Annotated in this window: 23 protein-coding genes; 19 read left to right on the top strand and 4 right to left on the bottom strand. The window is 60.5% G+C overall.

Annotated features, from left to right (window positions below; translation table 11 throughout):
- The first annotated feature begins 17 nt into the window (after positions 1–17).
- Complete coding sequence (locus tag ABDK74_RS04915) at positions 18–215, top strand: hypothetical protein (protein ID WP_099286667.1); 198 nt, start codon at positions 18–20, stop codon at positions 213–215.
- Positions 212–823, top strand: a complete 612-nt coding sequence (locus ABDK74_RS04920) for a DUF3164 family protein (RefSeq protein ID WP_346002933.1) — start codon at positions 212–214, stop codon at positions 821–823. Before ABDK74_RS04915 ends, ABDK74_RS04920 begins: the two co-directional genes overlap by 4 nt.
- A 57-nt stretch (positions 824–880) precedes the next feature.
- On the opposite strand, the gene ABDK74_RS04925 is transcribed toward ABDK74_RS04920, so the two are convergent.
- Positions 881–1,504, bottom strand: coding sequence for a Bro-N domain-containing protein (locus ABDK74_RS04925; RefSeq protein ID WP_346002934.1), 624 nt, complete (start codon positions 1,502–1,504; stop codon positions 881–883).
- Positions 1,501–1,932 (bottom strand): hypothetical protein, encoded by a 432-nt coding sequence (locus tag ABDK74_RS04930; RefSeq protein WP_346002935.1) that lies wholly within the window; start codon positions 1,930–1,932, stop codon positions 1,501–1,503. Before ABDK74_RS04930 ends, ABDK74_RS04925 begins: the two co-directional genes overlap by 4 nt.
- 116 nt (positions 1,933–2,048) lie before the next feature.
- Between ABDK74_RS04930 and ABDK74_RS04935 the strand changes: the two genes are divergently transcribed.
- The 3 genes from ABDK74_RS04935 to ABDK74_RS04945 are packed head-to-tail and all read left to right on the top strand — an operon-like array spanning position 2,049 to position 2,710.
- Positions 2,049–2,204, top strand: a complete 156-nt coding sequence (locus ABDK74_RS04935; RefSeq protein WP_346002936.1) for a CopG family transcriptional regulator — start codon at positions 2,049–2,051, stop codon at positions 2,202–2,204.
- A gap of 51 nt (positions 2,205–2,255) precedes the next feature.
- Positions 2,256–2,468: a hypothetical protein gene (locus tag ABDK74_RS04940; protein ID WP_346002937.1), complete on the top strand. Its 213-nt coding sequence runs from the start codon at positions 2,256–2,258 to the stop codon at positions 2,466–2,468.
- A 23-nt stretch (positions 2,469–2,491) separates the two neighbouring features.
- Complete coding sequence (locus ABDK74_RS04945) at positions 2,492–2,710, top strand: hypothetical protein (protein WP_346002938.1); 219 nt, start codon at positions 2,492–2,494, stop codon at positions 2,708–2,710.
- Positions 2,711–2,713: 3 nt separating this feature from the next.
- Here ABDK74_RS04945 and ABDK74_RS04950 read toward each other — a convergent pair whose 3' ends face one another.
- The gene (locus ABDK74_RS04950; RefSeq protein WP_346002939.1) at positions 2,714–3,139 is read right to left on the bottom strand and encodes a type II toxin-antitoxin system HicB family antitoxin; all 426 of its coding nucleotides are present in this window, start codon (positions 3,137–3,139) and stop codon (positions 2,714–2,716) included.
- Positions 3,140–3,190: 51 nt separating this feature from the next.
- On the opposite strand from ABDK74_RS04950, the gene ABDK74_RS04955 reads away from it, so the two are divergent.
- The 11 genes from ABDK74_RS04955 to ABDK74_RS05005 all read left to right on the top strand — a co-directional run bounded on the left by ABDK74_RS04955 (position 3,191) and on the right by ABDK74_RS05005 (position 12,407).
- Positions 3,191–3,505, top strand: coding sequence for an HNH endonuclease signature motif containing protein (locus ABDK74_RS04955; protein ID WP_346002940.1), 315 nt, complete (start codon positions 3,191–3,193; stop codon positions 3,503–3,505).
- Positions 3,506–3,703: 198 nt separating this feature from the next.
- Positions 3,704–4,291, top strand: coding sequence for a terminase (locus tag ABDK74_RS04960; RefSeq protein ID WP_346002941.1), 588 nt, complete (start codon positions 3,704–3,706; stop codon positions 4,289–4,291).
- Positions 4,281–6,080 (top strand): terminase large subunit, encoded by a 1,800-nt coding sequence (locus ABDK74_RS04965; RefSeq protein WP_346002942.1) that lies wholly within the window; start codon positions 4,281–4,283, stop codon positions 6,078–6,080. Before ABDK74_RS04960 ends, ABDK74_RS04965 begins: the two co-directional genes overlap by 11 nt.
- Entirely contained in the window at positions 6,077–7,399 is a 1,323-nt protein-coding gene (locus ABDK74_RS04970) for a phage portal protein (RefSeq protein WP_346002943.1), read from the top strand. Before ABDK74_RS04965 ends, ABDK74_RS04970 begins: the two co-directional genes overlap by 4 nt.
- Entirely contained in the window at positions 7,392–8,210 is an 819-nt protein-coding gene (locus ABDK74_RS04975; RefSeq protein WP_346002944.1) for an HK97 family phage prohead protease, read from the top strand. Before ABDK74_RS04970 ends, ABDK74_RS04975 begins: the two co-directional genes overlap by 8 nt.
- Positions 8,211–8,276: 66 nt before the next feature.
- Complete coding sequence (locus ABDK74_RS04980) at positions 8,277–9,497, top strand: phage major capsid protein (protein WP_346002945.1); 1,221 nt, start codon at positions 8,277–8,279, stop codon at positions 9,495–9,497.
- Between the two features lie 26 nt (positions 9,498–9,523).
- Positions 9,524–10,165, top strand: a complete 642-nt coding sequence (locus ABDK74_RS04985; protein WP_346002946.1) for a hypothetical protein — start codon at positions 9,524–9,526, stop codon at positions 10,163–10,165.
- The gene (locus ABDK74_RS04990; RefSeq protein WP_346002947.1) at positions 10,165–10,491 is read left to right on the top strand and encodes a hypothetical protein; all 327 of its coding nucleotides are present in this window, start codon (positions 10,165–10,167) and stop codon (positions 10,489–10,491) included. Before ABDK74_RS04985 ends, ABDK74_RS04990 begins: the two co-directional genes overlap by 1 nt.
- On the top strand, positions 10,488–10,910 hold the full coding sequence (locus tag ABDK74_RS04995) for a hypothetical protein (protein ID WP_346002948.1): 423 nt from the start codon (positions 10,488–10,490) through the stop codon (positions 10,908–10,910). Before ABDK74_RS04990 ends, ABDK74_RS04995 begins: the two co-directional genes overlap by 4 nt.
- A 48-nt stretch (positions 10,911–10,958) precedes the next feature.
- Positions 10,959–11,918 carry a phage tail tube protein gene (locus ABDK74_RS05000; protein WP_346002949.1) on the top strand — a complete coding sequence of 320 codons (960 nt, stop codon included), beginning with the start codon at positions 10,959–10,961 and terminating at the stop codon, positions 11,916–11,918.
- 51 nt (positions 11,919–11,969) lie between these two features.
- On the top strand, positions 11,970–12,407 hold the full coding sequence (locus ABDK74_RS05005; RefSeq protein WP_346002950.1) for a hypothetical protein: 438 nt from the start codon (positions 11,970–11,972) through the stop codon (positions 12,405–12,407).
- Positions 12,408–12,610: 203 nt separating this feature from the next.
- On the opposite strand, the gene ABDK74_RS05010 is transcribed toward ABDK74_RS05005, so the two are convergent.
- Positions 12,611–12,787 carry a hypothetical protein gene (locus ABDK74_RS05010; RefSeq protein ID WP_346002951.1) on the bottom strand — a complete coding sequence of 59 codons (177 nt, stop codon included), beginning with the start codon at positions 12,785–12,787 and terminating at the stop codon, positions 12,611–12,613.
- Between ABDK74_RS05010 and ABDK74_RS05015 the strand changes: the two genes are divergently transcribed.
- From ABDK74_RS05015 to ABDK74_RS05025, 3 genes are read left to right on the top strand one after another with little or no spacing between them, the layout of a single operon-like run.
- Complete coding sequence (locus ABDK74_RS05015; protein ID WP_346002952.1) at positions 12,786–13,430, top strand: hypothetical protein; 645 nt, start codon at positions 12,786–12,788, stop codon at positions 13,428–13,430. The two genes, ABDK74_RS05010 and ABDK74_RS05015, sit on opposite strands and share 2 nt — an antisense overlap.
- A gap of 12 nt (positions 13,431–13,442) precedes the next feature.
- Positions 13,443–18,113 (top strand): phage tail length tape measure family protein, encoded by a 4,671-nt coding sequence (locus ABDK74_RS05020; RefSeq protein WP_346002953.1) that lies wholly within the window; start codon positions 13,443–13,445, stop codon positions 18,111–18,113.
- A 1-nt stretch (position 18,114) separates the two neighbouring features.
- On the top strand, positions 18,115–19,791 hold the full coding sequence (locus ABDK74_RS05025; protein ID WP_346002954.1) for a hypothetical protein: 1,677 nt from the start codon (positions 18,115–18,117) through the stop codon (positions 19,789–19,791).
- The last annotated feature ends 6 nt before the right edge of the window (positions 19,792–19,797 follow it).

Genomic DNA, 19,797 nt, shown 5'->3' on the forward strand with positions numbered 1-19,797 from the left:
CATTATTGGAGAGCGAAATGAGCACTCGATACCGACGCCGACCTGAAACGCCTGAACAGATCCGGGCCGAGCACATCGATTTCTGGACCCGGACTGCCGAGCGATACGAGCGCACGGCGCAACATGCACGGATGCCGGGAATGAAGATCTGGGCCGCAGCTGAAGCACGCCGCGCCCGCGCAATCGAAGCCGATCGCAAGCGAGAACAGGCATGAGCCACAATCCCGACGATTACATGAAGGATTCCGCTGGCCGTCTGGTGCCACGGGCGAACGTGAAGCCGGAAGACCTGTTGCAGGACGAGCTGGTGCGCAAGCTGTTCGAGCGTGCGCGCTCCATTCGTGAAATCATGCGCCAGTTTCGTGAGGATGCAGACAGCGATATTCGTGCCTTTCTGGATCTTCTGGCTGACCAGTATGGAGCCAAGAAAGGTGGTGCCAAGGGCAATCTGACGCTGGCGACCTATGACGGCTGCGAGCGTGTGACCATTGCCATCAGTGACACCATCACCTTCGGCCCTGAACTTCAGATCGCCAAAGAACTGGTGGACAGCTGCCTGACGCGCTGGACGGAAGGCGGCAACGCCAACATCCGCGCCGTCGTCACCGATGCCTTTGACGTTGGCAAGGAAGGCAAGCTGAACGTGTCCAAGATCCTCGGACTGCGCAGGCTTTCGATCGACGACGATGAATGGAAGCGCGCCATGCAGGCCATCACCGACGCGGTGAAGGTGAACGCATCGCGCAGCTATATCCGGTTCCACGAACGCGCATCACCGGACAGCGCGTTCATTCAGGTGCCGCTAGATATCGCCAAGGCCTGACCTCTCGCCATAGTCGAAAAGGGGGTGGTGAAACGCCACCCCCTTTTCAGCCCTTGGTTAACGGCCCTTTTTCACGCTTCGGGTAATGGTGACACGTTCCTGTACGACTTCAGGCGGGGCTTGGATCGGCTGAGGACGGAAGTGGTTGGCAATGGCCTGTTCCCGCGTCATGCCTTCGGTCATGCGCTGGATCTGCTCGATTTCAGCGCCCCATTGCGGCGGTTGCGGAAAGCCCATCTGCTCCCACATCCACAGCGCATCGGGTTCGCCAAAGATCTTGCGCGTTTCCTGCACCATCGCTAGACGCTCCCGCCAGTTTTCCAATGTCCACGGCGGCGGCGCATAGGACACCTGATCGGCCCGATAGCCGCCAGTCTTGCGGATCTGCGGCAGAACCTCGGACGTAACCCATTTCTTGAAACGCTTGGCGGCGGCCTTTCGACTCGTGAAGATCAGACTGTAGAGACCGCTTTCGTTGATGACCGTCACTTCCTGCGGTCCGCCAAGGGTGTTCATAGTATGAATACCCTTTTCGTCATCATCCAAGCGTGAAGCTGATCTCGCAGGATTCACGATTTCAAGAACACGACAAACATCGGCCAGCACCCACCATGGCTGACCATTACGCATGACCACCCGAACGTCATGGCTTTCGAAGCTGAAGGGAACCAGATCCGTCATGACAGCACTCCGCAGGTCAGGTCACGAAGGAGTGCCTGCAACATGCGCGCAGGCACAGGCCCGAGGTGATCGCTCAAAACACGCGGCTTGAGGAGATCGACGGCGTAAAGCGAAAGAGATCGCGCCCTTGCCTGATGTCCCTCTGGCGTCAGGGCATTGAATGAGCAGATCGTGTGCAGCAAAGGCTCTCGAGCCGCATCGATCCGGGCACATTCTGCATCGGAGAGATCGTCATCATCTGCGAAAGCAGGATTATCGAAGATCGCCACATATTGCCGCTCGTAGTCATCGAACTTCTGGCAGGCTTTGATGAGTTCAGCATCTGGTGACACTGTGGCTGAATGGACTGAACCTGTCATAGACAGCGTAACAAGTCCGGCGAGCATCGCGCGCCGGGATGTGGTAGAGGCTTGGATAGCCTTTGACATGGGGTGCATTCCCTTGTTCTAGGTTAGGGAGGCTTGCGGTTGCCAGACTGCTTGCCTCCCGAACTTTTTGCGGGCATAAAGTTGGAATGTCAACACTTTATGCTAGCAAAAAGAAAATGGGGCGACCTCGCGTGGATAGCGAAGAGGTCAGTGCACGCATACAACGGGAATTATTGCAGCGCCTTGAAGACTGGGCTGCGAAGCATGAAATTCCCCGTGCGGAAGCCATCCGCCGCCTCATTCAGATTGCGCTCGAAGCTGACAGCGAATAGAAATCTTCTGTGACAAACCGTCACGGTCAGATTCTATTGAAGAGCAATTTCATGAAGTTCAAAGCCATTGTCCCCGCGCTGTTTGTTGCATTCGCAGTATCAGCCTGCACCAGTCAGGCTGGTCCTTTCGTCACCAACATCAGCAGCGATGGACGTGGTGGCCTGAACGTCGAGAAGTGCATGGTCAAGCTGGATCGCAACATCAACACGGTTGAAGCGTCTCAGTGCACCAATACGAACATCACGCTTTCCCGCCCAATGTGATCTGACCAAAAGGATAGAAACACATGGCCGGAATGCTTCAGATACTGACGTATCTGCTCTCCTTTTACCTTTTCATCAAAGGTATTGAGGTTCTTCAGATCGGACTGGCTTCAGGTCGGTCAAATCGTGGCTGGATGATCTTCATCGGTGCTGCCACCTTGTGTGCTTGCATCACAGCGGGTGGTTACTTCAGCTACATTCAGGATCAACAGGCAGAGTCTCTGAGCCGACATACGAACTGAGCATCAGTTTGCAGGCAGCTTTACTCTGACGATAAATGCCACACCCGATGCATTATTCGGGTCTTGCATAACGGTTTCGAAGGATGATGGAGCAGGAATGTCCCATCCCTCCTCAATCATTCCTTCGATGTGAAACGTCAAAGCCTCGTAGGCCATGACGCGTGCTTCTTCCAATGTGCTGCCAGCCGTTACGCATCCCGGAAAGTCCGGGAAACTGACACCGTAATCGCTTTCGGGGTCTTTATGGATTATGGCTATGTAGTTCGACATTCCGGCATTGCCTTCGGTCTCTGCGCAGTCTGACGGTCTTTGCCGCACGACTGTCTCACCCTTTCGAAATGTCGCAGCTTCGAAGAAAGCATCAGTGAGTTCCGGAATGTCATCCGGATCAATCCACTCTGACTTCCCACTGTTGTTATCTGCCGTCATGGGCTCACCTCATGGAGTTAGGGTAACCACACATAACAGGCGAAAAACGTCATGGCACTGCTGCGTTGCATCAACAGCGGGCTGGCAGTGCTGGACACCAGCATCGCCCGCGAACCGCCTAAGCGTGCGGACGCGTTCTATGTCTCGAAGGAATGGCGCACCCTGATGGGCACCATCCTGAAGCAGCGTGGACGCGTCTGCGAGCGTTGCGGCCGCTCAGGCTGCCGGATCTTCGGTGATCACGTCGTCGAGCTGAAGGATGGCGGCGCGAAGCTGGACCCGAAGAACGTCCAGCTGCTCTGCGGCTCGTGCCACACGGCCAAGACGGCGCGGGCAAAAGCGCAACGAGCTGCGAAAAACTGGTGAAAAACGGCAGAAAATGGCGGAAAACTGCCGTTTTTTCCATTTTCGACCCAAAAGACGACTGAAATGGTCCGAATTGCGGGGGGGCGGGTCGGATCTTCAACCCGTCGCCCGGGGCGTAACCGCGCCAGTCACACGCGTGAAAAATTTTCCTGAAATTACGAAATGAGGTGCGCACCATCCTGCGCAGGACGGTCAAGAATGTCGAAAAAACCGCCCGCAAACTGGGAGGAGATTGCCAGCGCCTACTGCGTAGGAAGCCTGTCAAACCGCCAGATTGCCAAGCAATTCGGAATTGCCGAAAGCACCCTGCGCAAGCGTATCGCGTCCGAAGGATGGGAGAAAACAGGTGCGCAAAAGGTGCGCACTCGCACCCCAAAAGTGCGCACCGCTGCGCACTCAGGGCAGCCTGCGCAAAAACGTCCCTCCCCGATCGTCGCAGAAGCTATCCCGGAAGATATCGAGGGTCGGCTGCTCTGCTTGGCAGAACGGATGACGGACGAACTGGAGCAGATCACGGCGCACCATGCTGAGATATCGGAAGCCATCGAAATTGAGACGGCAGACGACAAAAACCCGCATCGGAAAGCTGCGATGGAGAAAGCCATCAGCCATCCAGTCCGGACAAATTCTCTCAAGACGCTTGCTCAAGCGGTCGCACTTCTAGGCGGCAAAGGTGCCAGCAAAAAGGGCAAGAAAGAGCAGCTGAAGGACGCGGCAGAAACAGCATCCTCCGGCCGCTTTTCTCCCATGCACCAGCCCAAACTCGTGGTGAACAATGGCAAGTGACGGGACGGTCAAAACCACCTCTCGGGCACGGAAAACGCCAGCCAGGCGAACGGGGATAAAGAAAGCGGTCAAGCAGGCCGCCGCCATTGCGGCGGCCGTTGCGACGCTCACCTGGTCAACGGCGTGCCCTACCTGGGAAAAGCGCATTGTTGCCGGCGAGAGCATCATCCCCTGCCCGCCGCTTTTCCCGGCAGCGGCCAAGCAGGGCATGGACGTCTTCAATGCCCTGAAGCTCGTCGATGTGATGGGCGAACCGACGATCGGGGAGTCCTGCCGGCCCTGGCTGAAGGACTTCGCGGAATCCTTCTTCGGATCCTACGATCCGGAGACCGGTGTCCGGCACATCAGCGAGTTCTTTCTGCTGGTCAGCAAGAAGAACACCAAATCGACCATCGCGGCTGGCGTGATGCTGACTCAGCTGGTGCTGAACTGGCGGCGATCGGCTGAATTTCTGATCCTTGCACCAACCAAGGAAGCGGCCGACAACGCCTTCAAACCCGCACGGGACATGGTCCTGAACGACCCGGATCTGGACGCGATCTTCCACGTCCAGCAGTACAACCGCATCATTACGCATCGGCAGACGGGAGCCACGCTCAAGGTCGTGGCCGCTGACGGCCAGTCAGTGGTCGGCAAGAAGGCGACCGGCATTCTGGTCGACGAACTCTGGGAGTTCGGCAAGAAACTGACAGGCGAGAACATGCTCATGGAAGCCATGGGCGGCATTTCGTCTCGTCCTGAAGGCTTCGTCATCTATCTTTCCACCCAGTCGGATGAAGAACCGGCCGGCGTCTTCAAATCGAAGCTGGAATATGCCCGCTCCGTGCGGGATGGAAAGATCCAGAACCGGAAGTTCTTTCCGGTCATCTATGAGTTCCCGGCCGCGCTGATTGAAGCCGAGAAACATAAAGATCCCGACTACTGGTACGTCACCAACCCGAACCTCGGTCTGTCGGTCGGGACCGAATTTCTGCTCAGCCAGTATGACCAGCAGAAGGAAGCCGGCGAAGGCCCTTTGCGGGTCTGGATGGCCAAGCATCTCAATGTACAGGTCGGGCTTTCCCTGCGAGAGAAAGCCTGGGCCGGTGCGAAATACTGGGAGCAGCGAGGGGATCCCAACCTCACTCTGGACGACGTGATCAGACGCTCCAGTGTCCTGGTCATGGGGATCGACGGTGGCGGCCTGGACGATTTCCTGTCCATGGCCGTGCTGGGATGTGATTCTGAGACGGATGACTGGCTGCACTGGCAGCGGAGCTGGGTGTTCTGTGACGTTCTGACAGCCCGAAAGGAAGAAGCGCCCCGCTATCTCGATTTCGAGAAACAGCAGGACCTCGTACTCGTCACGACCATGGCGGACGACATCATTGAGCTGGGCGAAATCGCCGCGGATCTCAATCGGTCGGGCAAGCTGGCGCTGATCGGGCTGGACCCGGCCGGCGTAGCGGAGATCGTCTTCGAGCTGCGTCGGCAGGGGATCGAGGAAAGCCAGATCGTCGGTGTCAGCCAAGGCTGGAAGCTCACCGGCCCGATCAAGACGCTTGAGCGCAAGCTGGCAGATGGGTCTTTCCACCATGGTGGTCGGCCGATCATGGCCTGGGCCGTTGGCAATGCGAAAGCCCAGGCCAAAGGCAACAACATCGAGATCACCAAGCAGCTGGCAGGCGGAAAGAAGATCGATCACCTGCTGGCGCTGTTCGATGCCGTGGCCTGCATGTCCAAAAATCCGAGCCCGCCCAAGAACGGGCGTGTCGATGACTTCCTGAAAGGGGGAATGCTCAGCGCATGAAAATGCCAAAAGCCCTCACCGGGCTGCTCACCAAGGCGGCCAATGCGATGGCTCTGTCCATCACGGGGGTCAGTCTGACGGATCTGCGTCTCGGGGCGTTCATGGCGGGCGGCCCGACGCATTCCGGACAGATGGTCACAGTCGACACGGCGATCCAGCTAGATACGGTCTGGGCGTGCATCCGGCTTCTGTCGGAGACGATCGCCTCGCTGCCGTTGAAACTCTACCAGCGAGAGACAGAGAACACCTCCAACGTCGCACGCTCACATCCTCTCTTCTCGATCCTGTACGATAAGCCGAACGCGGACATGACGGGCGTCGAGTTCTGGGGCTGTATGGTGGCCTGCCTACTCGCTTGGGGGAATGCTTTTGCCCAGGTGGTGAGGCGTGGCGACGGAACGATCATCGCGCTCAATCCGCTTCGGCCGGATCGCATGACGGTACGGCGTGATCCGAACACGGGCGCGCTGATTTACACCTACGCCTGGCAGCAGCAGATCCTGACGCTGTCCGAAACAGAGATTTTCCATATCAAGGGGATTTCGTTTGACGGTCTGATGGGGCTGTCGCCGATCACAGTCGGGCGGCAGAGCCTTGGCACGGCCATGGCGGCGGAAGAAACGGCCGGGAAAACCTTCCGGAACGGTCTTCAGACCCAGAATTACATCAAGGCTCCCGCCTATCTGACGGACGAGCAGCGCAAGCTGGCGAAAGCCTCCCTTCAGGACTATGCGGGTGCGATCAATGCCGGGAAAACGCCCCTTCTGGAGGGGGGATGGTCCGTCGAAAGCATCGGCCTGAATCCGGAAGCGGCGCAGCTGCTCCAGAGCCGCACTTTCAATGTGCAGACCATCTGCCGGTGGTTCGGTGTCCAGCCTGTCATGATCGGCAGCATGGAGAAATCCACGGCCTGGGGAACCGGTCTGGAACAGATGAACCTCTGGTTCCTGCAATATGCCCTGATGCCCTGGCTGGTTCGGATCGAGCAGGCCATTTCGCGCTGCCTGCTGAGTCCGGTCGACCGTCTCTCTTACTTCGCCAAGCACAATGTCGATGCCCTGCTGAGGGCAGACACCGCAGCGCGGACGGCCTTCTACATCGCGGGGCGGCAGAATGGCTGGTTCACGGCGAATGAGGTTCGGGAGAAGGAAGAAATGGCCCCCATGGATGGCGGCGACATGCTGACCGTTCAGGCGCAGATGATCCCGCTGTCAGATGTCGGGAAATCAGCCGTGCAACCCACGCTGAAGCCCGTTGCAGGCGGCCAGCCCCCACCAGAGCCGGCACAGTCCGGCACCACAGGAGATCCAGATGTTTGATGGCGATTTCCTCGCCGCGCCTTTTGAGGTGAAGTTTGCCGACAATAGCGCGCCGGGAACCTTCGAGGGTTACGGCAGCGTCTTCGGGAACGTGGACGCCCATGGCGATATCGTCATGCCGGGAGCGTTTGCGGGCTCACTGGCCGAGCGGAAAGCGCAGGGTCGGAACATCGCCATGCACGTCATGCACGGCTTTTACGGCGGGGACGGTCTTCCTGCCGGTGTGTGGACAGATGCTTCGGAAGACAGCAAGGGCCTGCACCTCAAGGGGCGGCTGTCCGGCATGGATACCGATTACGGCAAGCGGCTGTATGGCCTGGTCAAGGATGGCGCTCTCGGCGGTCTCTCGATTGGCTTCAATGTCCCACCAGGCGGGGCTGTGAAAGCGGCCCAGGGCAGCGGGGCACAGCGGCAGATCAACCGGGTCAACCTGCATGAGGTTAGCCTCGTGGATGATCCGTCCAATGCAGCGTCCCGTGTGACCGAGCTGAAGCGCCGCATCGGGGTTTTCGGGCTGAAAACGGCTCTGACGCCGGAAAAGGCCACGGATGCGGTGGCTTCTGCCATCGCCTTGCATCAGGCGGCTCTGAAAGGCGGCCATCCTCCGACACAGGAGGAATGCGACACCATGCTGGAGCATCTTCAGGCCGCTCATTCTGCCCTGACAGGCGCTCCGCTGGCACTGACGAAGAAAGCCCCGTTCTCGGATGACTTCCGGCGGGTGCTGGACACGCTTTCCGGACTGGGGACGTCGTCTCCATCCCTGGCTGGCTTCACACTTCCGGACCTGACCGGAGCCTCCGGCCTCTGAGCCGGCTCAACTGATCACACTGCAATGCAAGGCACCCTCGGGTGCCTTTTTTTATGGGAAATACGGATGTCCACCGAAAACGAATACAAGCAGGCCGTTGCTGATCTCACGAAGGCGACGGACCAGGTCAAGAATTTTGCCGAAACGGCCCGGACGGAGCTGAAGAACCTCGGCGACGTCTCGCGCGAGACCAAGGCCAGTGCTGACAAGGCCCTGACCGAAATGAACGCTCTGGCAGCGCGTGTGACAGAGATGGAGCAGAAGGGTGCGCGCGGTAATGGCCTGGAAGACCAGAATGCGGGCCTGTCTCTGGGGCAGCGCTTCATCCGTTCGGACGTGGTGAAGGCCGCCATGGCTGAAGGCAGCGCCTGGCGCGGCAGTGTGAAGCTGGACGTGAAGTCTATCACTTCTGCCAGTTCGACGGGCGTGTCGGCCACGACGGGTCTGGTCGTTGCCGATCGTCAGCCCGGTATCGTTCAGGTCGTTCCGAACCGCTCTCTGGTCATCCGTGACCTCCTGATGCCTGGAAATACGGCATCGAGCGCAATCGACTTCGTTCGTGAAACCGGCTTTACGAACAATGCCGCGATCGCGCCCGAGACGACCCAGAAGGCGGAATCCGATCTTCAGTTCGATCTTCAGAACCTTCCGGTTCGGACGATCGCACACTGGGTCCAGGCCTCGACCCAGATCCTTGCCGATGCGCCGATGCTCCAGAGCTACATTGACGGTCGTCTGCGCTACGGTCTGGCATTCGTCGAGGACAACCAGCTGCTAAACGGCGATGGCACCGGCACGAACCTCAAGGGCCTGATGGTCCAGTCTTCAGCCTATGCCAAGCCTGCCGGGGTGACGGTCAAGGGTGAGACGATGATCGATCGTCTGCGTCTGGCCATGCTTCAGGCGGTCCTGGCGCAGTATCCGGCTACGGGTCACATCCTGAATCCAACGGACTGGGCCTCGATTGAGCTGACGAAGGACGCGCAGAGCCGCTACGTCTTCGCCAACCCAATGGGACTGACCGGCCCTGCCCTGTGGGGTCTGCCTGTCGCTGAAACACTTGCCATCGCGGCAGGCAAGTTCATGACGGGGGCCTTCCGCTATGCCGCGCAGATTTTTGACCGTGAAGATGCAACGGTCATGATCTCCACCGAGGACCGTGACAACTTCATCAAGAACATGGTGACGATCCGTGCGGAAGAGCGGGCTGCACTGGCCGTCTACCGTCCGGAAGCCCTGATCAATGGCAGCTTTGCCGACCTGACGGCAGCACCGACTGGCGGCTGAACCTGAACGTCGCTCTGGAGGCAGGTATGGCGAGCCAGACTGACGGGACACAGGCGGATCTTCCGCTTGTGTCCCTGCAAAGCCTGATGGACTCCTTGTCCATCACAGACGGAAATGCCGGGGGCACGCTGGCCGATATCCTGCTGCGGGCGTCTCAGGCTGTCACCAGCTATATCGGACGGCCGCTGCTGATTGCTGATCGTGAAGAGACAATCAGGATCCGCCCCGGTGACACGCTGCTGTCCCTGCGGATGGCAGTGCGGCCCGTTTCCGGGATTACCGCGGTCATGAGGGATGGCAACTCTCTGCCTGCCCCAGAGGACGGCTGGGATTATGATGGAGGATGTGGGCTGCTCTATCCGGCAGCAGGGGCATTCTGGGGACCAGGACGGTATGTCCTACAGTATCGCGCGGGATGGGTCGCACCGGATCAGGTGGGTGATGACGGCAGCGCCATCATATCCACTGTGCCGGCTGATATTCGGTCCGCCGTTCTGACGACCGCCCGTGCTTTCTATTATGCCGAGGAGCGTGATCCGCTTCTGAAGTCAGAGAGCGAGCAAGGGGTCGGTTCATCCTCCTGGGCAACGCCCGACGCCGGAAACGGCGGTCTCCCAGCTGATGCTGCCGCGTTTCTGGAGCGCTACCTTCCCGGAGGGCTCTCCTGATGGGGCTTCGCACTGATCGACGGCGACGGCAGATCCGCAAGAAAGGTCGGCTGATGACACTGTCACGGCCGAGCGAGGCCAGTCCGGTCACGCTGATGGCCTATGCCGCGCCGCCCGCGACGGCCGCACTGGAATCAGGCGTCTCCGTCATGCCTTTTGTGGCGGAAACCCTGAACGACGAGCTGGCGGCAGTGGGCTACGGACAGCCCCGGAATGCCGACATCCTGACGGATGGCGGTCGTCAATACGCGCTGACAGATGCCACGCCCGTCTATGACGGCAGCATGATCTGCGGCTGGAAACTCATTGCAGCAGGTGGAACATGACCTCTCCCGTCGTCTGGCAGGATGCCTTTGATCGCGCCACGGCCGCCGCCACGCCAATGGGATTGGTGGTCAAAGATGCGCTTGCGCAGGATCTTGAGACGAACACCAGCCCATGGGTCTATTTCGAGACAGCGAGTGCCTCTGCCGGCCGCCTGGGCGTAGGTGAGATCGTCGACGAAGAAACCGGCCAGATCTGGCTGCACCTGATGGTGCGGCGCGGAACAGGCGCGATCGACGCCATCACAAAACGCAAGGCCCTGTCGGTGGCCTTTCGGGTGCCGGTCGCGCCGCTGCCTGCCGGTCTGTTCTATGACGATCAGGGCTTCGACCCGCCTGATGGCGATCAGACCGGCAACTGGGTCCGCTTCTCTCTGATGGTGGATTATCGCTACCAGGACATCGTCCTGCCGGCATCCTGAAATTCCTGACACAGCCACCTCCGGGTGGCTTTTTTTATGAGGTGAGACATGGCCTTTACCGGTGCCACGGCAGGCTATCAGGCCGCCGCGCAGGCAAATGATACCGCCATTTCCTATGCCATGGAGACGACTTACGGCGTTCCGGCTACGGGAAATTACCAGCGCACCCGCTTTACGGGTGAGAACTTCAAGCCGACCGACACGACCCAGCGTCCGGATGAGATCAATGCCGACATTGAGGCCGCTCAGGCCGTCCTGACGCAAAGGTCCGCGGCGGGCACGCTGTCTGGCGCGCTGTCCTATGGCACCTATGACGACATGCTTGCAGCCGTCGTCGGTGCGGACTGGAACAACAACGTCGTGCAGAACGGCGCGGTCGTGAAGACATGGACGATCATCGAGAAGTTGAATGACAAGTGGGTGGTCCGTCCGGGCAGTTACTGCACCCAGGCGCAGCTGACCTTTGCCCAGGGCAGCTTTGCGTCAACGTCTTTCGACTTCTCCTGCAAGCAGCAGACGCTTGCGGATGCCGATCCGGCCACGACCTACACTGCTGCTCCCACGGGGCGTGTCTTCAACACGGTCGACAACTTCGTCGGCATGACCGTGAATGGCGTGGCGCCGGATGGCTGCGTCAAGCAGGTGCAGATCACGCTGGCCCGTGATGGTTCGGGGTCGGATTACGGCATGGGCCATGCCGATGCCTGCGGCATCCGTCCCGGTCAGATCCTTGCCTCCGGTTCGACGCAGATCTTCTTCAAGACCTGGGACATGTATCAGGTCTGGGCCAATGGCACGCAGGGGCCGATCGCCGTCACGGTGAAGGAGGCAGATGGCAACAGCTATGTCCTGACCTTCCTGAATGCGGCGCTGCGCAACCCGGTGATCAATGCCGGCAGCAAGAACACCTCGATCGTCGCCACCTTCGACATCGAGGGCAATCCGCAGGCTGGCGGTGGCACCTTCAAGATCCAGCGCATCCCGGCCGCTCCGCCCGCTGGCGGCTGATCCCCGGATTTCTGCGCTCTTCACCCCTCATTTCAGACTGGAAAAATTAACATGGCCAAGCTCTCTGCTTTTTCGCGCGATCTCAGCAAGGTTTCCGAAGGTGAGGAAATCGAAGTCGGTCCGGAAGGCAATACCTTCTTCATCACCACGCGCGGCTTCACGCCGGCTTACCGCGATACGCTCTATGCGCTGCGTCTGGAAGCAGCCCGTGAGCTGAACCGCTCCCAGCGTGCCGGTGCCAGTTTCTACGCTCCCGACGCCCTGCCTCCGACGACGGATGACGTCTGCCAGGGCAAGGCCATTGCCCGCCAGTGCGTTCTGGGTGTGCGCGGGCTTGATAGCACAGATGATCAGCCTGTGAGCGTCGAGACTTTCCGCGGCATGCTGGAGAGCGGCAACTACCCCGCCCTGACCACGCTCGCCATCATGGCAGCCGGTCGTGTCGGCAGCGATCGCGCCGATCAGGCCAAGGCCGCAGCGGGAAACTGATCGCGGCGCTCCAGTGGGAACTGGAATGGGGCGCCTTTACCGGGGAGAATGAACTCCCCGAAATCCGGGAAACGGCTCTGCAATACCGGGTCCTTCCCGATCCCTGGAACGAAGTCCCCTGGCGGGCATGGCATGAACTCCAGCATGACCGTGCCTGGACCACTGACGGGGTCGGCGCATCCATGGGCATGATCCGCATTGTCTCACGGCCAGGGCCAATCTCCTGGCTGTCCATCGACCGCTGGTGTGAAGCCAACCGCGTGACAGACGAGGAACGGATCTACGTCCATGACCTGATCCGTGCCCTCGATGCCGTGTTCCTGCAGTTTCGCAACAACGCGATCTCCCAGGACATGCAGACCCTCATGAGGAAATGACATGGCCTCTCCGCGCAGTGTGGCCCGCAATATCCGTCTGTTCCGGGACCAGACTCTCTCACCAGCCGCGCAATCCGCACGGCTGGCATCTGTGGCCATCAAGGCGCGCGATCAGGTGGTCCGGAGCGGAGATGCGCCACCACACTGGGTGACGATCGTGGATGGCCGGCAGGACGCGCCAGAGACGGACGTTCGGCCGGACGGTTTCATCCTTTACAAGTTCAACGTCATGGGGCTGGCAGCGCAGGCAGCGCTCCAACTGTGCAAGGATCGCTCTCCGGTGCGATCCAGGCACTACCGCGACAGCTGGATGGTCGTCGTCGATGGCAAGCCCTGGATGCAGGATATAGCGGACATTCCGGAAGGCGTGTCGGTCATGATCGTCAACCCGCAGCCCTATGCGCGCAAGATAGACACGGGCGCGATGAAGAAAATGTCCGTGCCTCCGGGCATTGTCGATGCCGTGCGCAAGCTGGTGCAGCGCAAATTCCCGACCGTGAACGCAGCCCGCGCCTTCGTCACCATTCCGTCTGGTCTGGTGAAAAATGCCCCTTACATTCTGCGCCGCAACAAGGGGCGCAGCAAAAGCCGGGCTGCCGGAACAGCTATGACCTATCCGGCAATGATCCTGACAAAACGCCTCTGAAGGAACGCGACCATGGCAACGGTTGAAGAACTCGAGATTTCCTACCGTAGCCAGATCGCCTCTCCGGCCCAGGCAGATGCCGCTGCGCTCGATGCGGTTGCGGACGGTCTGGAAAAGGTTTCCGACAGCATCGAGGTTACGGACGCAAAGATCCAGCGCAGCACCAAAAGCGCCACTGGATGGGTCAACACCCTTGATACGGTCACAAAGTCGACCAATGCCCTGCAGAACGCGCAGAAAAAGCTGGTTGAGGTTACGCAGACCGTTTCTGACGGCGTGCGCCGTGGTGAGATCACGCAGGCAGAGGCTACTCGCACGATCGATGCGCAGGCCGCAAAAGTCCAGAAGCTGACGCAGGCTCACACGGATGCCGTGCAGGCTGCAAAAAAGGCAGGCGATGCCCTGGAAGAAACAGGCCAGAAGGCTGGTCTATCCAGCCAGAAGATGGGCATTCTGGCGGACGAAGCGCACAAGTTCTTCGATCAGGTGATGGCGGGCGGATCTGCCTTTCAGGCCGCATTCTACCAGCTGCCGAACATGATCCAGATCATGGGCGGTTTTGGTGGTGCTCTTGAAATCGTCGCGGGATGGATGGTGGGCCCTGCCGGTCTGGCTGTCGCAGGTGCGGCAGCGGCGGCGTCCGTTTACAAGCTCGGCTCTGCTGCCGAAGCGGAACAGGAGCAGCTGGCGACGCTGTCGCAGCATCTGCGGGCCACGCGGGACGATTATACCGCCATGGCTGGCGCTGCCGATCGCGCAGCGCGTCAGCTTTCGGCCGGCAGCGGTCTTTCTCTTGATGACAGCCGCAGCGCCACCACGACCTTTGCGGCCGTACCTACGGTTGACAGTTCCAGCCTGACATCCCTGACGAAGGACGCACGGGATCTCGCGGAAGTCATGGGCGAAACCGTGCCGGAAGCTGCCAAGGAAATGGCCAGTGCCTATGCCGACCCGGCCAAGGCGGCTCAGGACTTTGCCGACAAGGGTCTGCTGGGCGTTCATCAGGGACTGGTCATTCAGGTCAAGGATCTTCAGGACAGCGGCAACCGGATGCAAGCCTGGCAGCTGCTCATGGGCCAGCTTGAATCTGCCACGCGCGGCGCTGTGGATCAGGGACTGACGCCATTTCAGCAGGCGGTCCGGAATCTCAAGGATGCCTGGGCCGGTCCGATGGAAGGCGTAGAGAACTTCGGCAACAAAATTGGGGATTTCCTGGTCTCACAGGCGACCAAAAGTATCGACGGCCTGACGGGTCTGATCAACAAGGTCAAAGAACTCAAGGGCTGGATGGACAGTTTCCAGCCTGCTCATGTCGCCTATGAGGCGCAGCAACAGCAGGTCCAGCAGGGCACCAGTTCCGGCATGTCGGGGCTGATTGATACGGTCGGCCAGCAGATCGGTGCGAACTCGGATGTCATCGCCCTGGCGCACCGGATCCAGCCGGTTGAAAGCTCAACCGGGCAGTATGGCCGCAACGGCGCAGTCGTGACGTCCTCGGCTGGCGCGATTGGCGGCATGCAGGTTATGCCGGCGAACGCTGCCGGCAATGACCTCACGGATCCTACCGGAAACGTCACGGCAGCCGAGCGTCTGCTGGTGCGGCTGTATTCCAAATACAGCGGCAACGAGCAGCTGGTCGCCATGGCCTATAACTGGGGCGAAGGGAACGTCGACAAATACCTTCAGGGGAGAACCACGGTCCCGCAGTCCGTGCAGGACTATGCCCAGAAAGTCACGGGCGGCCAGATGTATGGCGCAACAACGCTCGCCACCATGCAGGGCAAGGTCGATGATGCTCTGAAGACCTCGGACGGCTCGACGGCCTCACAGGTGACGGATCAGACCAACGCCATCAGGCAACTGACCTCTGCCCAAGAGGCGCTGGATACGCTGCACAAGGCTGGCGCTGTTTCGGATTCCGATTATGCAGCACGAACGCAGGACCTGACGCAGCGCCTGATGGCGCATAAGGGCGCGCTGAACGATCTGCGGGATCCGATGCAGGAACTGGCGCGCCAGCAGCAGCAGGCAACAGATGCCGCCTGGGCCGGAACGGCCGCGCAGAAGGCCATGGTCCAGGTCGACCAACAGACCGAAGAAGCAGCCCGCAAGCTGGGTTACGCCCACGCCACGGCAGCCCAGCTCCTGAAAGCCGAGTCAAACGAGCAGCAGGCTCTGACAGGTCAGTTCAACAGCTCGATCGATGCGATGGACCGCAAGACGTCAGCGCAGAATACGCTGTTGTCGTCCTATGATGCCTCCAAGGGCAGCCTGGACGATTATCTTCGCTCGGTCGAAGCCTCGGACACGGTCCAGGCAACCTCGATCGCCGGCACGCAGGAACAGGCCCGCCAGACGGAAGTTCTCACGGACGCGCTCAAGCGGCAGGCTGCTGCACAGGTGGACATCATGACCGCCCGCAAGGCGTACAGCCAGAGCCTTGATCTCAGTTATATCAAGGCCGAGACCGACGCGATCGGACAGGATGCCGATGCTGTCTCCGTACAGATGGCCGTCCTGAAGGAACGCAACACGCTTCTGGAAAATGGTGCGGATCTCACGTCAAAAGCCTCGCAGACCGATCTGGAGAACGTCGCGGCGATCCAGACGGCCACGAACGCCTATCAGAAGCAGCAGGATACGTTGAACGAACTGACCAGCGATATCTCCTCGGCGGCAGACACGCTGTCGAGCAGCTTCACGCAGGCTCTGGTCAACGCCTCGAATGGCGGAATAACGTTCAAGTCCGCCATGCAGGGCGTGGAAAGCCAGCTGATCTCCATGATCGCCAAGCTGGCGCTGATCAATCCGCTCCTGAGCGCGATCGACGGCAAGAGCCGCACGACACTGGGCGATGTCTCGTCCATTCTGTCGGGCAGCTCTTCGTCCTCAATCAGTTCTGGCGCGGCTGCAATCAGCAAGGATTCCGGTGGCTGGGGATGGAATCCCCTGACGGCAACGGGCGGCTCTGGCGGCTCCACGTCCTGGCTGTCTTCCGGTCTCAAGACCAACCTGTTCGGCACGGCCACGGTGGGCAACCTTCTGGGCGGGATCGGCGGGGGTTTCGGAATCGGGTCTGCGCTTTCCGGCATCGGTGGCGGGACGAAAACCAACGGCATGATCGGCAGCGGCGTCGGTGCGGCAGCAGGCGCTGCGGCCGGATCGTTCATCCCGGTGGTTGGCACCATGCTGGGCGGTCTGATCGGTGGCGGTCTTGGCGGGCTTCTGGGTGGCCTCTTCGGGCACAAGAAAAACCCGTACACGATCGACCAGGTCATGACGACGGGAGGCTCACTCTCGCTCGGCAAGACATGGGATCAGGCCCAGACGGACCAGATCACGGAGCAGCTCAAGTCCGATATCACAGCGTTCAACAAGGTCCTGTCCTCTGCCAACGTCACGATCGGCGGCGGCAATGGTGGGCTTCTGGGAACGGTTCGCGATGACAAGAACAACAAGGACAAGTCCCTTCAGTCCGTCTCGCTGACGGATCTGCTGAAACAGGCGACCTACAGCACGTCGGACGCCACGTTCCAGCAGGCTCTGCAACAGGGGCTGCCGAGCGATGCAACATCCGTCTCGGATTATGCAACGGCGATCGCCAACCTGAAGACCATGGCCGACACGGTTGACCAGCTGGGCGTGGCCGTCTCGAAGTTCAATTCGGACGGCACGGTCACGGTCGGCAGCTTCACCAAAGCCACGGGCGATCTGAAAACCGCTCTGGACACGGGGCTCGATGGCAAGTCGCTATCGACCTCGGATCTCCAGAGCCAGATCTCCACCATCACGACCTTCGTCGACACGACGATGCCGGGGCTGCTCAAGGCTACGGTCTCGGGACAGCAGTCCTGGGTGGATCAGATGGCCGCACTGAAACAGACCTATGAGGCAGCAGCCTCGCAGGCCAATCAGTACGGACTGGACGGCACCCAGCTGAATGCGAAGTACCAGTCGCTTTACGACCAGGGCTTCGCCTCGCAGCTGGATACGCTGCGGCAGAGCGATCTGTCGGTTCAGGCGCGGTACCAGACGGCGACGGGCAATGATGAAGGGGCCGCGCTGACGAATTTCGATATCAGCGCGGATCAGCAGCGCCAGCAGCTGGCGGACAACTGGAAGAACTTCCTCGGGGACGCCTACACGTCCCAGAAGGAATATATCAGCCAGTCGGCCGACCTCGAAAAGACCCTCTCGGCCGAGCGCCTGAAGATCCAGCAGCAGTACAATGATCAGGCGCTGCAAAGCGCTGAAAGCGTCATGTCCAGCCTGGAGACCTACGGCGCGGGTCTGGCCACGTCGGATGCCTCTCCGCTGTCAGCCGCCGATCAGTACAAGGTCGCGAATGACAACTTCACGACCGATCTGACGGCTGCCCAGGGCGGCAGCTTCACGGCGCTTCAGGCGATGCAGGGCGACATGCAGACCCTGCTGGCCCAGAGCAAGACCTTCAACGGGTCAGGCACGGCCTACGCTCAGGACTATGCCCGCGTCATGCAGGCGCTCCAGAGCCTGGGCAGCATCGGCACGGACGACCTGACGGCCTCCGTCATGAAAGAGGCGCTGAAGACGTCCACCGACACGCTCAACACGACGCTGGCGCAGCTGGTCGAGCTGGCCACGAAGCAACTGGGTGAGACCCGCATGCAGAGCATGAAATCCACCACCGGAAAGGCAGCATGACATGACAGTGATCCGGGCAGTCGAGATCGACCTGGTCGATACCCTGGCTGTCCAGGTCGATGATCTTCCGGCCCATGGCAGCCGGCCTCGCGGAACGCTGCGGCGGAACGCGGGGTCGCTGGAGACGGTCGAGACCCTGCGCTTCTCCGACATGGGGTATGTCGATGAAAATCACGTTCCCTACCTCCCGATCGTCACCCAGGCGTTCGATCTGGACCGCGGGATTTCCCTGACTTCGGACGCGCTCGGTGGCACGTCGTCATTCGGATCCGTCACGCTGATCAATGACGGCTCCCTCGATGCGCTCGTCGCCAGCCGAACGAACGATCATCTACCGGTGCGGATCCTGAGCGGGCGCAAGACGCTCGATCGGGACCGGGGGATCTGGCAGGACCCGAAGCGTGCGGATCTCCAGCCGGTCTTTGCCGGTCTGGGGACGCTCTGGCAGGCGGGACGACGGACCCTGACCGTTCCCCTGCTCGGGGCACTGTCCTGGCTCGATGTCACCATGACGGGCCGGATCTATGGAGGCACGGGCCGTCTGGACGGGGATGCCAACGTCTCCGGCCGCATCATGCCGACCCTGCGGGGCACGGCGTGCAACATCACGCCCGTCCTGATCGATGCGGTGAATTATGTCTATCAGGTCAGTGATGCGCCGGCCGAAATCTCCGCGCTCTATGAGGGCGGCTTTGCGGGCGGTATCGCCTTCGGCGGCCTGGTCGCAGATCTCTATGCCCAGTCTCCTACTCCGGGCACTTACCAGATCCAGAGAGGGGGAACCGGAACATGGATCCGGCTGGGAACACGGCCCGTCTATGGCATCACCGTGGACGCGGTCGGATCGTTTCCTTCCGGTGCGTCCCCGCAGAACGTCCTGGACATCCTGCGCGCGATGCTTCTGGAGGACTTCGTCCTTCCGGAAACCTACATCGATGCGCAATGGCCCGCGCAAAGTCCGCTGGCCCCCTGGCGGGCGGGGTGGTTCTGGGATGGAACAGAAACGGTCACGGGACAGGATGTGGTCCGGACCCTTCTGTCGGGTCTGGCGATCTCGATCGTGCCGACCCGGTCGGGCACATTACGCCCCGTCCTGCTGGCAGCCATTAACAGCCTGACGGCCTCGACCCTGACGCTCGATACGAACGTCATCACCGAGATCGAGCCTGTGTCCCTCGACGCCTCGCTCAGTCCTCCGACATGGCGCTGGCGCATGGGCTGGCAGCATAATTTCACAGTCCAGACGGCAGGCTCGGGTCTGCATCCGCAAGCCCCGGCTGACCGGCAGGCCCTCATCGCCGCGGCCGATCGCAATGCCGTCTGGTCGGATGCAAGCCTGCGGATGCGCTGGCGGGTTCCAAGCGATCCGACGCCAGTCGTCACGGCGCTGGCGTCATCCGGGGATGCCCAGACGGTTGCTGATTCGCATGGCGGCCTGTGGGGCACTCACCGGACGCTCTGGGCTGTCACCATCCCGGTGGAACTGAGCTGGCAGGTCGACCTCGGGGACACGATTACGATTCAGGCACCTGTCCCGGAACTGGCCAATGCCTGCCTGGGCATTGTCGTCGCAGAACATGTCCGGGGCGGTGATGCGACGGCAACCCTTCAGGTCCTGACGTTATGGACCATTCCGCAAGGCCTCACCGGTGGTGATTTCGGGCCAGACATTATGTGAGACTTC

Source organism: Gluconobacter sp. OJB, assembly GCF_039638275.1.
Classification (GTDB): domain Bacteria; phylum Pseudomonadota; class Alphaproteobacteria; order Acetobacterales; family Acetobacteraceae; genus Gluconobacter; species Gluconobacter cerevisiae.